Below are 13,704 nucleotides of genomic sequence, written 5' to 3' on the forward strand. Positions count from 1 at the left end.
GCGACCCGCGCGACGCGGACGGGATGCGTCACGGTCAGTCTATCCGTGAAGTCCGGCGCTGGCGAACGCTTGTTGTCGGCCCGCCGTGGCACCCACAGTTCAGGTCGAGGCGATGTTGGGCTGTCAGGACATGTCTGCGAACTCCACAGGGTTTATGCGAATGTCGATGTGACGCTCGCGCGGAAAGGTGATTCGACCGATGGGGGAAGTCTTTGCTGCGGGGCAGCCTGCCCACGCCCGCCCCGCCCACGCCCGCCCCGCCTTTGCCCGTCGCGCCTGCGGCTGAGATGCGCCGCTCCCGCTCCAGGATGGTTGGGTTCTGCAGCACGGGGCTGACCCTGGTGCTCGTCCTTCTCGGGGCGACGGTCCTGACGGTCGGCACCCGTTCGGGCCAGGACCTGTTGCGGCGACAGACCATCGCGACCGTCGATCGCGTGCTCGGCCAGGATTTCGCGGTCGGTCTCGGTCGGCAGACCCTGTCACGCACCGCCGATGGCGGCATGGCGATCAAATGGTCCGATGTCAGCGTGACGCGCCGGGACGAGGAGCATCCCGTGGCACGGATCGGCTCGATCAAGGTCGGACTTTCTCCGATGCCCTTGTTGTCCGGGCGGCTGCAGTTCCGGTCGATCGAAATCGAGGGAGGGACGATCGATCTGACGCGCCCGGCGGATCGCGGCGGTTCGGCACCATCGCGTCCTTCGACCGAACCTTCTCCCGGACCGGCGGTTGCCCGGAAATTCACGGCGGCACTGGCAGGGATCGAGCACGAGCTGGAGCAGTTCGGGCGGGTCGGCATCGATGCGATCAGCCTCGTCGATGTCGACGTGATTGTCCCGGCCGGCTCCGGCGAGGCCCCTGCCACCGCCCGAATCGTCAAGGCCGATCTTGCCTTGGCCGATCGACGGGACATGACCCTCGACGCCCGGATCGATCTTGGCGACATGACACTCCCCCTGGCGGGCAGGATCGACTTCGACGCCTCGGCACGCCGAATCGCGGCGCTCTCGCTGACGGCCGGCCCCGTGGATTTCGGCCTCCACCTGCCGCCGGGCTCACAAGACGACAGGCACGAAGAGCGTCCGTTCGGCACCGATGCCGACGCGGCGATGACCTTTGCCATCGCCAGTGATGGGGCAGCACCGCGCAGCGCTACGCTCAGCCTCGACGTCGGCCCCGGTCTCGTCCAGATCGGCAAAGGCTTTACACGGATGGAGCGGCTGAGGGGCGGACTGCGCTATGTCGAGGGCGAGGCCTTGGTACGCCTCGTCGACACCGACATCGTCTTCGACGGGCTGTCGATGGCGCTTGACGGCAACGCCTCGGTCGCCGGCGACAAGCCCGTCATCGAAGCCATCGCTTTCGCGCTGCGCTCGCGCCACCTTCGATCGACGATCGATTCCACCACCCCGGTCGAGGCGACGCTGGCACTCGAGGGCGCCGCCGACCTCCTGGCCAAGGAGGTGACAGTCGCAAAGTTCGATCTCGCAACCGCCGGCGGCTCGCTGGCGGGCGACGGCGTGCTTCGCATGGGCGCGCCGGACGCGATGACGCGGCTGCGCCTGAGCGCAAGCAATCTGGGAGCTGCCGGTGTCAAGGCATTCTGGCCGTTCAGCATATCCGTCAACACGCGGCGCTGGGTCCTGGCCAATATCGGTGACGGCGGCCGCGTGACGGACGGCACGATCGCGATCGATGTGCGAAACGACCGGATGGATCCGGCATTCCGGCCGGGCAGTCATCCCCGGCCCGAGGAGATGGACCTCAAGTTCCGGCTGCAGGGCGTCTCGGCCACGACGCTGGGCAAACTCCCGGCCATCGTCGACGCCAATGCCGCCATCCATACCCGCGGCGGCGACACGCTCGTCACCATCGAAGGTGGCAAGGTTGCCGGCTTCGATGGCGTCGCCATCACGAAGTCGACCGTCTCGTTCGACCGCGCCGCCGCCAACGCCGTGCAGGAACTCGACGGGCACCTGGTTCTCGGCTTGTCCGGTGCGGTCCCCGATCTCCTGTCGATCGCCGCCCGGCCGCCGATCAACGCCATGAAGGAAGCCCCGGTCCTGCCGCAGGACGCCACCGGCAAGGCATCGGTCACCGCTGACCTGCCCTTCTTCCTTGGCCAGGACGTGGTGAAGAGCGACGAACTCGGCGTCTGGTCGCTCACCGTGGCGCTTGAGAACGCCGGCCTGAACGTCCCGCTGGAAGGCAGGCTCCTGGCCGATATGAACGGCACGGCCAAGGTCGTTTCAGGAGGCCTGAGCGGCAGTCTCGAGGGCAAGGTCGACGGGATTCCCGCGTCGATCACGTTCAATCAGCCGTTCGGCGCCAACCCTGATGGCGACCGGCAGCTCTCCGTGGACCTCTCGCTTGATGGCAAGGAGATTGCCAAGCTCGCGCCGGCCCTCGCCAAGATCGTCACCGGACCCATCAAGGCACGGCTCGACCGAAAGGACGATGCCGGTTTCGAGGCAGAGGTCGATCTTGGTGGCGCCGCGGTGGCGCTGCCCTGGATCGGCTGGCGCAAGGGCAAGGGGGTCGCGGCGGACCTCCGCTTCGATCTCGAGCCCGGCGAGACGGTCACCGCCTTGAAGAACGTCGTCCTGAAAGGCGACGGATTTTCCGCTTCGGGCGAAATTGTCGCGGACAAGGACGGCTTGCGGAGCGCCGAACTCGGCGCGCTGGCGCTGAACGCGGGGGACGATGTTGCTTTGTCGCTCGAGCGTGTCGCCAACGGCTACAGCGTGCGCGTCGACGGCACACGGTTCGATGCGCGGCCCTTCCTCCAGGACCTGAAGGCCAATCTCGGTGCCAAGACAAAGACGTCCGGCGACAGCGGCCAATTGGACATCGGCATCGCTGTCGACACGCTGAAGGGATTTGGCAGTGAGGAAATCGGGGATTTCAGCCTGAACTACGCCGGCAGCGGCGGCAATGTGGCGGCGCTGTCGATCTCGGGCAAGTCGACAGGTGGCCGCTTTTCCGCCGACATGTCGCCGCGCGGCAGGCAGCGCGCGGTCGCCATCCGCACGCCCGACGCGGGATCGCTCGCGAAGTTCGCCGGGCTCTACGACAAGATGGAGGGTGGCGAGGTCATTCTGGAACTGACCGGATCGCACCTGTCCGGTTACCGCGGCAACCTGAAGGCGCGAAACTTCACGCTCGTCGACGAGCCGCGCCTGTCCAACCTCGTCGGATCCAGCCCGTCGCCCGACAGGGCGAGCCTGTCGCAGGCCCTAGGCACCGAACTGCGCACGGAACGCGCCTTCTTCGACCACGCCTCGGCCGGCATCGTCTACGGCCGGAATGGTCTGCAGCTTTCCAACGGCATCATCCGCGGCCCGGTCTTCGGCTCCAGTTTCTCCGGCACTGTCTACGACATCGCGAACCGCATGGATATCGTCGGTTCCTTCATGCCGGCCTACGGCGTCAACCGCATCTTCGGCGCCATTCCGCTGGTCGGCCGGATCCTCGGCAATGGCAATGAGGGCGGCCTCATCGGCATCACCTACCGTCTCGCCGGCGAATTCGCCGCGCCGACGCTGACGGTCAATCCGATCTCGGCCATCGCTCCCGGCATTTTCCGCTCGATCTTTTCCTACGAGTGACGGCCCGCCGGCGCGAGATGCCAGCGGCGTCGACGTGCCGCAACGCCTGTTGCGACCGCTCTCACTTCTCGGATCAGGCCACCGGCCGCAGCAGAACATGCTTCTTGCGGCCGAGCGACAGTTTCACGACGCCGGAAGCAAGGTCAGCCGGGCCAAGAATCCGCTTCTCGTCGGAGACAGGCTGGTCGTTGATGCGCACGGCGCCGCCCTGGACATGCCGACGCACCTCGCTGTTCGATGTCGCAAGGCCCGCCCGCACGTACAGCGTCAACAGCCCGATGCCGGCATCGAACTCCTCGGCGGGAACCTCGATCGTCGGCAGGTTCTCGGCAAGCGCGCCTTCCTCGAAGGTCTTGCGCGCGGTCTCGGACGCTTCGGTCGCCACGGCCTCGCCGTGCAGCAGACCCGTCACCGCATTGGCGAGGATCTTCTTCGCCTCGTTGATCTCCGCCCCGCCCAGGGCCTCGAGTCGCGAGATCTCGTCCATCGGCAGGGTGGTGTAAAGCTTCAGGAAGCGCCCGACGTCGGCGTCCTCGGTATTGCGCCAGTACTGCCAGAACGCGTAGGGGCTCAGCATGTCGGCGTTGAGCCAGACGGCGCCCGAGGCGGACTTGCCCATCTTTGCGCCGGACGATGTGGTGAGGAGCGGCGAGGTCAGTGCGAAGAGCTGCGGCGTGCCCATGCGATGGCCGAGATCGAGCCCGTTGACGATGTTGCCCCACTGGTCCGAACCGCCCATCTGCAGCCTGACGCCGTAGCGCTGGCTGAGTTCGACGAAGTCGTAGGCCTGCAGGATCATGTAGTTGAATTCGAGGAAGGACAGCGACTGCTCGCGGTCGAGCCGGAGCTTCACCGAATCGAAGGCGAGCATCCGGTTGACCGAGAAATGCCGGCCCACATCGCGCAGGAACTCGACATAGTTGAGCCCCATCAGCCAGTCGGCATTGTTGACCATGATCGCATCGGTCGGACCATCGCCGAAGGCGAGATAGGGCGCAAAGGCCTGGCGGATGCCGGCGAGATTGCCCTCGATGCCTTCGGGCGTCAGGAGCTGGCGCGCCTCGTCCTTGAACGAGGGGTCGCCGATCATGCCGGTGCCGCCCCCCATCAGCGCGACCGGCCGATGGCCGGTCTTCTGCAGCCAGTGCAACATCATGATCTGGATCAACGAGCCGACATGGAGGCTCCTGGCCGTCGGGTCGAAGCCGATATAGGCGCTGACCGTCTCCGTCGCGAAGAGCGCATCGAGCGCTTCGTCGCCCGAGGTCTGGTGGATGAAGCCACGTTCCGACAGCGTGTGCAGAAACTCGGACTTGAAGCCGGCCATGAAGAGTGATCCTTGACGGGGGCCGGACGGCGTGGCGTCTGGCCCGGGAAGGCTGCGGTTTAACCAGCATTGCCGCGTTTTTAAAGGGCAGGGGCACAGCTTTGGACGAAACGACAGGGCTTCGCGCCATCGGCCTGATGAGCGGCACCTCGATGGACGGCATCGATGTCGCGCTTCTCGATACCGACGGGATCCACCCGCCGACGCGCGGACCGGCGCGGACCTACCCGTACGAGGCGCCCTTCCGCCGACGGCTGGAAGCGGCGATGGAGATGGCCAAGCGGATCGTTTCGCGTGGCGAGCGCCCCGGCGACCTTGCCGGGATCGAGCGCGAGATCACCGACCGCCATGCCGACGCCGTCAGGCAATTCCTCGCCGATACCGGGATCGACGCAGCGACCATCGACGTCGTCGGCTTTCACGGGCAGACGGTGCTGCATCGGCCAGGCGAGGGACTGACGGTGCAGCTGGGCGACGGGCCGCGTCTTGCCGAAGCGCTGCAGTGCAAGGTCGTCTACGACATGCGCGCGGCGGACATGGTCGCCGGCGGGCAGGGCGCGCCCCTCGTCCCCGCCTATCATGCCGCGCTGGCGGCGGCACTGCCGGAAGACATGCGGGATACACCCGTGGTGTTCGTCAATATCGGCGGCATCTCGAACATCACCTATCTCGACGGCGACAACGATCCGATCGCCTTCGACACCGGCCCGGGCAATGCCTTGCTGGACCAGTGGGTATCGCGCGAAGCCGGCATTGCCTTCGATCAGAACGGCGCCATCGCCAGCGAGGGCGGCATCATCTTGAGTCTTTCCGAAGCCTATCTGGCCGCGCCCTTCTTCGCCAAGCCGATCCCCAAATCCCTCGACCGCTTCGATTTCCTGCCGCCGAGTCCCGATGCCGGCTCGCTCGAGGACGTCGCGCGCACGCTCTGCCTCGTTGCCGCCCGGTCCATCCTGATGGCGGCGACGCACCTGCCGCGGGCGCCCAAGCTCTGGGTCGTCTGCGGCGGCGGCCGCCGGCATCCCGCGATCATGCAGGACCTGGCGCGGGGCGCCCTCGAACAGGGCGCGCGGGTGGTCTCTGCCGAGGAGGCGGGGCTGGACGGCGACGCGATGGAGGCCGAGGCCTGGGGGTTCCTCGCCGTCCGATCGCTGCGCGGATTGCCGCTCACCTGGCCGACCACCACCGGCTGCCGGACGCCCAGCCTCGGCGGCCTTCTCGCGGATGGAACGGGAGCCGGCAAGCATGTCTGACCGTCCGACGCCGTCCGCGCCTCCGACCCGCAACGACCGGTCGGTGGAAGACGGATCGGCGCGCGGGCAAAGGGATGACGAGAGCCGTCAGCGCAGACGCTTGGGCCTGACGTCGACGAGCTCGCCGGCAAGGCGACGGTCGAGATAGTCGGCGCATTCCGTCATCAGTTCCTCGGAATGGTCGGTGTAGAAGTGGTTGGCGCCGGCCAGCGTCTTCTGGGTTATGAGGATGCCCTTCTGCGTCTTCAGCTTCTCGACGAGGACCTGGACGTCCTTCGGCGGCGCGACCCGGTCCTTGTCGCCGTGGATGATGAGGCCGGACGAAGGGCAGGGGGCGAGGAAGGAAAAGTCGTAGGAATTGGGCTGCGGCGAGATGGAGATGAAACCCTCGATCTCCGGCCGGCGCATCAAGAGCTGCATGCCGATCCACGAGCCGAAGGAGTAGCCCGCGACCCAGCAGTTCTTGGAATCGGGGTGCAGCGACTGGATCCAGTCGAGCGCCGCGGCAGCGTCCGACAGTTCGCCCGAACCGTGGTCGAATTCACCCTGGCTGCGACCGATGCCACGGAAATTGAACCGCAGCGTCGTAAAGCCGCGCTCCACGAACATGTAGAAGAGCTGGTAGACGATCTGGTTGTTCATCGTGCCGCCGAAGCGGGGATGGGGATGCAGGATGATCGCGATCGGCGCGTTCTTTTCCTTGCCGGCCTGATAGCGGCCTTCCAGCCGTCCGGATGGGCCGTTGAAGATAACCTCGGGCATGTTGTCAATTCCTAAAACGAGCCTGGCGCGCGACACGAATGACGGCGCGCCTTGACGAAGAATACGCGGCCTTTTAGGTTCTAATTTAGAACGATTCAAAACTGCACGCTTCCACCGAAGGCGCTTTGTAGGCCGGATAGGGCGTGATATTCAAGAAATTTGCGCTTTCGTCCGGCCTGATATGGGGTTGCCGCGAGGGTGCCGCGATGGATCTGATGACCGAGCGTGATCGACGCATCTATCTCGACTACAATTCCGGTGCCCCGCTCCTGCCGGAAGCGCGCGCCGCACTGATCGATTCGGCGGATCTTGCCGGCAATCCCTCGTCCGTCCATGCCGAAGGTCGCCGCGCCTATGCCGTCGTGGAGGAAGCGCGGCGCCGCGTCGCCCGCCTCGTCGGTGCCGATCCGGAACACCTCGTTTTCACCAGTGGCGCGACGGAGGCTGCCGCGACATGCCTGACGCCGGAGTGGGTGATGGGCGACCAGATCGTCACCCTCGGCGCTCTGGCCGTCGCCGACACCGACCACCCGGCAACGCGCGAAGGCGGGCGTTTTGCCCCCTCGGCGGTTTCCCGCCTGCCGGTCGATGCGCAAGGGCAGCTGCGTCTCGACGCGCTCGGGCGCTGGTGCGATGGTCTCGCCTCCGGCAACCGCGCCATGTTGTGCCTGACGCTCGCCAACAGCGAGACCGGCATTCTTCAGGATCTCGCGCCGATCCGCGAGACGATCGCGGGCAGCGGCGTGCTCCTTGTCCTTGATGTCGTCCAGGCGGCCGGACGCCTGCCGCTCGCCATATCCGATCTCGGTGCTGACGCGTTGCTTCTCTCCGGCCACAAGATCGGCGCCGCCAAGGGAATCGGCGCCTATGCCCTTGCCGACGGCGCCTGTCGCCCGACGCCTCTCCTCACCGGCGGCGGACAGGAGCGACGCCATCGCGGTGGAACGCAAGCCGTCGCGCTGATCGCCAGCTTCGGTGCAGCCGCGAGCGTTGCCGCAGACCGCCTCGCCGATGCAGAGGGACGTCTGAACACGCTCGCCGAGCGCCTGCTCGCGCGGCTCGGTGGCGTCGCCGCTCCCTGGAAGCTCCTCGGCAGCGACAGCGCAAAGCTCGCCAATACGTTTGCGATCACCTTGCCCGGCCTCAACGCCGAGACCGCTCAGATGGGGCTCGACCTTGCGGGCTTTGCGGTCTCCGCCGGCTCGGCCTGCTCCTCCGGCAAGGTCGGTGCGAGCCATGTGCTGAACGCCATGAAGGCGGGCGGGCTCGATATCGACGCTTCTGCCGGTGCAATTCGCATCAGCTTCGGTTACGAGACAACCAGTGAAGAAATCGACCTCTTCGCCGCGGCCTTCGGTCGCCTCGCGGAACGGGTCGGGAAAGCTACATCCGGTCTCAGGGCCGCTTAACCGAAGATCCCGGTCTTTTCGCCCGCGAGCCTTCAATTCGCGGTCGATGAGGCCCATCTAGCGTGTGTGACGCCGGTCTTTCCGGCCAAGCGTAACCAAACCACCGGACCTTGAATCCGGCGAGTGTGGAGAAGTGAAATGGCTGCAGTCCAAGAGACCATCGATCAGGTCCGTCGCATTGATGTGGATCAATACAAATACGGCTTCGAGACCATCATCGAGTCGGACACGGCTCCCAAGGGCCTGGACGAGGGAACGATCGCGTTCATCTCGGCAAAGAAGAACGAGCCGCAGTGGATGCTGGACTGGCGCCTTGCCGCCTTCGAGCGCTGGCAGACGCTGGAGAGCCCGACCTGGGCCAAACTCGACTATCCGCCGATCGATTTCCAGGACCTTCACTACTACTCCGCGCCGAAGTCGATGTCGGGTCCCGCGTCGTTGGACGAGGTCGACCCCGAACTCCTTCGCACCTACGAAAAGCTCGGCATCCCCTTGCGCGAGCAGGAGATCCTTGCCGGCGTCGTGAAGCCGGTCGCGCCCGTCGAGTATGACGAGAACGGTGACGCGCTGCCCTCGACCGAACGCCGCGTCGCGGTGGATGCAGTGTTTGACTCGGTGTCGGTCGCAACGACCTTCCAGGCCGAACTGAAGAAGGCCGGCGTGATCTTCATGCCGATCTCGGAGGCCATCCGCGAGCACCCCGATCTGGTGAAGCAGTATCTCGGTACGGTCGTGCCGGTCTCCGACAACTTCTTCGCGACGATGAACTCGGCGGTCTTCACCGACGGCTCCTTCGTCTACGTGCCCCCGGGCGTGCGCTGCCCGATGGAGCTGTCGACCTATTTCCGCATCAACGAGCGCAATACCGGCCAGTTCGAGCGCACGCTGATCATCGCCGACAAGGGCTCCTACGTCTCCTATCTCGAGGGCTGCACCGCGCCGCAGCGCGACGAGAACCAGCTGCACGCCGCCGTCGTCGAGCTGATTGCGCTGGACGACGCCGAGATCAAGTACTCGACCGTCCAGAACTGGTACCCCGGCGACAAGGACGGTAAGGGCGGCATCTACAACTTCGTCACCAAGCGCGGCGATTGCCGCGGCAAGAACGCGAAGATCTCTTGGACGCAGGTCGAGACCGGCTCGGCGATCACCTGGAAATATCCGTCCTGCATCCTGCGCGGCGACAATTCGCGCGGCGAGTTCTACTCGATCGCCGTGTCGAACGGCCGCCAGCAGATCGACTCAGGGACCAAGATGATCCATCTCGGCAAGAACACGTCGAGCCGCATCATCTCCAAGGGTATCGCCGCGGGCCAGTCCAACAACACCTATCGCGGCCAGGTGACGACGCACCGCAAGGCATCCAATGCGCGCAACTTCACGCAGTGCGACAGTCTCCTGATTGGTGAGGACTGCGGCGCGCATACCGTGCCCTACATCGAGGCGAAGAACGCGACCGCGCAGTTCGAGCACGAGGCGACGACGTCGAAGATCTCCGAGGACCAGCTGTTTTACTGCATGCAGCGCGGCATCCCGCAGGAGGAGGCGATCGCGCTGATCGTCAACGGCTTTGTGCGCGACGTCATCCAGCAGCTGCCGATGGAGTTCGCCGTCGAGGCGCAGAAGCTCATTGGCATCAGCCTCGAGGGCAGCGTGGGGTAATGAGCGAAAACACCGACAATCTCGTTCTTGAGTTGCTGAGGCAGATGCGTGGCGACATCGCCGTGATCAAGGACGAGATGTCGCTGATGCGCTCCGAGATGCGCGTGATGCGCCAGCACATGGCCGCCGTCGTCGGAACTCAAGTGCTGCACGACGAAGAGATCGCCACGCTGAAAGTGCGTGTCGACCGTATCGAAAGACGTCTCGAATTGGCCGACTGAGGCGGCATCTGCCGAAATCATGCACAGGGTAGACCAGCAGCGAGATTGGTTGTCCTTTACGCCGCCGCCTCTTTCCAAACCATTGACCATGATCTGCACCACAGGTGCACCGTTCGAAAAGCAAAGTGACCATGCTGGAAATCAAGAACCTTCACGCCCGGGTGGCGGGCACCGACACGGAAATCCTCCGGGGCGTCGATCTGACCGTGCGCGGCGGCGAAGTCGCTGCAATCATGGGTCCGAACGGCTCGGGCAAGTCGACGCTCTCGTACATCCTTTCCGGACGCAGCGACTACGAGGTCACCGGCGGAGACATTTTATACAATGGCGAGTCGATCCTCGAGCTCGACCCGGCCGAACGCGCCGCCGCGGGCATCTTCCTCGCCTTCCAGTATCCGCTGGAAATTCCCGGCGTCGCCACCATGACCTTCCTCAAGACCGCCGTGAACGCACAGCGCAAGGCGCGCGGCGAGGCCGAGCTGACGACGCCGGACTTCATCCGCCGGGTGAAGGCCTCCGCGGCCGACCTCAAGATCGATCCCGCCATGCTGAAGCGGCCGCTGAATGTCGGCTTCTCCGGTGGCGAAAAGAAGCGTGCGGAAATCCTGCAGATGGCGCTCCTGGAGCCGAAACTCTGCATCATGGACGAAACCGATTCCGGGCTCGACATCGACGCGCTGAAAATCGTCTCCGACGGCGTCAACGCGCTGCGCTCGGCCGACCGCTCGTTCCTCGTCATCACCCATTACCAGCGCCTGCTCGAACACATCGTCCCGGACACGGTGCACGTCCTCTACCAGGGCAGGATCATCCGCACCGGCGGCAAGGAACTGGCGCTGCAGCTCGAGGACGAGGGCTATTCGACGATCATCGGCGAGGCGGCCTGATGTCGGTCGTTCCGCTGCGTCGGCTGACGCCTGCCGAAGAGAGCGTGATCGCCAGCGCCGAGAAGGGTCTCGCCGCGGGTGACGAGACGCGGCGCAACGCCCTCGCGGTTTTGCGCCGCGAAGGTCTGCCGCACCGCCGCGTCGAGGCCTGGCACTACACCGACCTTCGCTCGCTGGTCGGCAGCCACAAGCCCGGCCTCGTCGCGCGCGTCATTGATGCGTTGACCCGGGCGCACGAGCCGGAGCTCCTCGCACCCTTCATCCCGGGCAGCACCGTGATCGATCTCGGCGCGATGACCGGGACGGTCAATCTCGCCGGCGTTACCGTCGAGCGGTTGTCGGCGAGCCCCGACTGGCGCGAGGCTGCCAACCATCTCGACCGGGACGTCGACACCGTCCGTCTCCTCAATGCCTCGTTCGGCTCCCAGGCCACGCGCATAACCGTCGCCGCCGGCACGGATTTGGCGCATCCGGTGGAGCTCAGCGCCATCCCCGGTCAGGGCAGCGAGAGCACCTTCGTTCTCTGCGACGTCGGTGCCGGGGCGAAAGCCGTCTTCGTCGAGCGGCTGTCGCCCGGCAACCAGTCGGCGCTGTCGACGGGCGTGACCAACCTCACCGTCGGCGACGGCGCCGAGGTGCTCTGGATCGTCGATCAGGCAAAGGACAAGGACGAGACGCATCTCGGCCAGCTGAACGTCACCGTCGGCGCCGATGCCACCTTCCGCCTGTTCATGCTGAACGCCGGCGGCGCGCTGGTCCGGCTCGAAGTGCATGCCGAGACGACGGGCGAGGGCGCCGACATCCAGATGCGCGGCGTCACGCTCCTGCACGGCAACCAGCATATCGACGTGACGACGACGCTGAACCACACGGTGCCCAACACGACAGCCACGGAAACCTTCCGCAATGTCGTCACCGGCGGACACGGGGTCTTCCAGGGCATGATCAAGGTCTCGCGCGGCGCGCAGAAGACCGACGCCCGCATGGCCTGCAACACGCTTCTCCTGTCCGACGACGGCGACTTCTCGGCCAAGCCGGAGCTTGAGATCTTTGCCGACGACGTCCAGTGCGGCCACGGCGCGACGGCGGGCGAGATCGACGCGAACCACCTGTTCTACCTGATGTCGCGCGGCATACCCGAGCGCGAGGCGCGGGGCCTGCTGGTCAAGGCCTTTGTCAAGGAAGTCGTCGAGGAACTGGAAAACGAGGCGGCCATCGAGGTTCTCGAGGCCCGGATCGACGCCTGGCTGGCCGCCGACCACTGATGTCCCGCAAGCCCTGCCGGCTTAGCCGGCGGGCATGGAAGGAGACGACGCATGAACCTGGAAAGCCCGATCCGCGCCGGTTACGACGTCGAGGCCGTGCGCCGCGATTTTCCGATCCTGGCAACGACGGTCTACGGCAAACCGCTCGTCTATCTCGACAACGGTGCGTCCGCGCAGAAGCCGCGCGCCATGCTCGACGCCATCCACAAGGCCTATTCGCAAGACTATTCGAACGTTCACCGCGGCCTGCACTACCTGTCGAACAAGGCCACCGAAGAGTACGAGAACGCGCGCGAGACGGTCCGTGCCTTTCTCAACGCCGGCAGCATCGACGAGATCGTCTTCACTTCGTCGGCAACCGAGGCGATCAACCTCGTCTCCTACGGCTACGGCATGCCGGAAATCGGCGAGGGCGACGAGATCCTGCTGACGATCATGGAGCACCACTCCAACATCGTCCCGTGGCATTTCCTGCGCGAGCGCAAGGGGGCGAAACTCGTCTTCGTGCCGGTCGAGGACGACGGGTCGATTTCGGTCGAGGCCTTCGAGCGCGCGATGACGCCGCGCACGAAGCTCGTGGCCATGACGCACATGTCGAACGTCCTTGGCACCGTGACGCCGGTGAAGGAAGTGGTCGCGCTGGCGCAGGCCCGTGGCATTCCGGTTCTCGTCGACGGCAGCCAGGCCGCCGTGCATCTGCCCGTCGACGTCCAGGATCTCGGCTGCGACTTCTATGTCGTCACCGGCCATAAGCTCTATGGTCCGACGGGGATCGGTGTCCTCTACGGCAAGGCGGCGATGCTGGAGCGCATGCAGCCCTTCAACGGCGGCGGCGAGATGATCGTCGAGGTCAGCGAGGAGCGCATCACCTACAACGCGCCGCCGCATCGCTTCGAGGCCGGCACACCGCAGATCGCCCAGGCGATCGGGCTCGCGGCATCTTTGCGTTACATGGAATCACTCGGCCGCGACGCCATCCTCGACCACGAGACCATGCTGCGCGACTATGCCCATGAACGACTGAGTGCCGTGAATTCGTTGCGGATCTACGGGACGGCTCCGGGCAAGGGGGCCATCGTTTCCTTCGACCTCGAGGGAATTCATTCCCACGACGTGTCGATGGTCATCGACCGTGAAGGCGTCGCGGTACGGGCCGGAACGCACTGCGCCCAGCCCCTGTTGAAACGCTTCGGCGCGACCTCTACCTGTCGTGCCTCGTTCGGGCTGTATAATACGCGGGCGGAAGTTGATATCCTGGCCGAGGCTCTGGAAAAGGCGAGGCGTTTTTTCGCTTGAGGACCAATAACATG

General features: G+C 65.5%; 10 protein-coding genes. 8 read left to right on the forward strand and 2 right to left on the reverse strand.

What is annotated here, in order from left to right; translation table 11 throughout:
- Positions 1–341 precede the first annotated feature (341 nt).
- A complete protein-coding gene (locus Sa4125_RS10255; protein ID WP_224006745.1) occupies positions 342–3,608 on the forward strand; it encodes a hypothetical protein in 3,267 nt (1,088 codons plus the stop codon).
- Between the two features lie 73 nt (positions 3,609–3,681).
- On the opposite strand, the gene tyrS is transcribed toward Sa4125_RS10255, so the two are convergent.
- Positions 3,682–4,935 (reverse strand): tyrosine--tRNA ligase, encoded by a 1,254-nt coding sequence (tyrS, locus tag Sa4125_RS10260; protein ID WP_224006748.1) that lies wholly within the window; start codon positions 4,933–4,935, stop codon positions 3,682–3,684.
- Between the two features lie 101 nt (positions 4,936–5,036).
- On the opposite strand from tyrS, the gene Sa4125_RS10265 reads away from it, so the two are divergent.
- Positions 5,037–6,188, forward strand: coding sequence for an anhydro-N-acetylmuramic acid kinase (locus Sa4125_RS10265; RefSeq protein WP_224006751.1), 1,152 nt, complete (start codon positions 5,037–5,039; stop codon positions 6,186–6,188).
- Between the two features lie 87 nt (positions 6,189–6,275).
- Here the strand turns inward: Sa4125_RS10265 and Sa4125_RS10270 are convergent, their stop codons facing one another.
- On the reverse strand, positions 6,276–6,950 hold the full coding sequence (locus Sa4125_RS10270; protein WP_188852156.1) for an alpha/beta hydrolase: 675 nt from the start codon (positions 6,948–6,950) through the stop codon (positions 6,276–6,278).
- A gap of 206 nt (positions 6,951–7,156) precedes the next feature.
- On the opposite strand from Sa4125_RS10270, the gene Sa4125_RS10275 reads away from it, so the two are divergent.
- The 6 genes from Sa4125_RS10275 (at position 7,157) to Sa4125_RS10300 (ending at position 13,690) form a co-directional block, all read left to right on the forward strand.
- Positions 7,157–8,359, forward strand: a complete 1,203-nt coding sequence (locus tag Sa4125_RS10275; protein WP_224006754.1) for a cysteine desulfurase family protein — start codon at positions 7,157–7,159, stop codon at positions 8,357–8,359.
- A 138-nt stretch (positions 8,360–8,497) separates the two neighbouring features.
- A complete protein-coding gene (gene sufB / locus Sa4125_RS10280) occupies positions 8,498–10,021 on the forward strand; it encodes a Fe-S cluster assembly protein SufB (protein WP_224006756.1) in 1,524 nt (507 codons plus the stop codon).
- On the forward strand, positions 10,021–10,242 hold the full coding sequence (locus Sa4125_RS10285) for a hypothetical protein (protein WP_224006759.1): 222 nt from the start codon (positions 10,021–10,023) through the stop codon (positions 10,240–10,242). The genes sufB and Sa4125_RS10285 overlap by 1 nt, the downstream gene beginning before the upstream one ends.
- A 131-nt stretch (positions 10,243–10,373) precedes the next feature.
- A complete protein-coding gene (gene sufC, locus Sa4125_RS10290) occupies positions 10,374–11,129 on the forward strand; it encodes a Fe-S cluster assembly ATPase SufC (RefSeq protein WP_224007733.1) in 756 nt (251 codons plus the stop codon).
- Positions 11,129–12,394, forward strand: coding sequence for a Fe-S cluster assembly protein SufD (gene sufD / locus Sa4125_RS10295; protein ID WP_224006761.1), 1,266 nt, complete (start codon positions 11,129–11,131; stop codon positions 12,392–12,394). Before sufC ends, sufD begins: the two co-directional genes overlap by 1 nt.
- A gap of 51 nt (positions 12,395–12,445) precedes the next feature.
- Positions 12,446–13,690 carry a cysteine desulfurase gene (locus Sa4125_RS10300; RefSeq protein WP_224006764.1) on the forward strand — a complete coding sequence of 415 codons (1,245 nt, stop codon included), beginning with the start codon at positions 12,446–12,448 and terminating at the stop codon, positions 13,688–13,690.
- Positions 13,691–13,704: the final 14 nt, after the last annotated feature.

This window comes from Aureimonas sp. SA4125 (assembly GCF_019973775.1).
Taxonomy (GTDB): domain Bacteria; phylum Pseudomonadota; class Alphaproteobacteria; order Rhizobiales; family Rhizobiaceae; genus Plantimonas.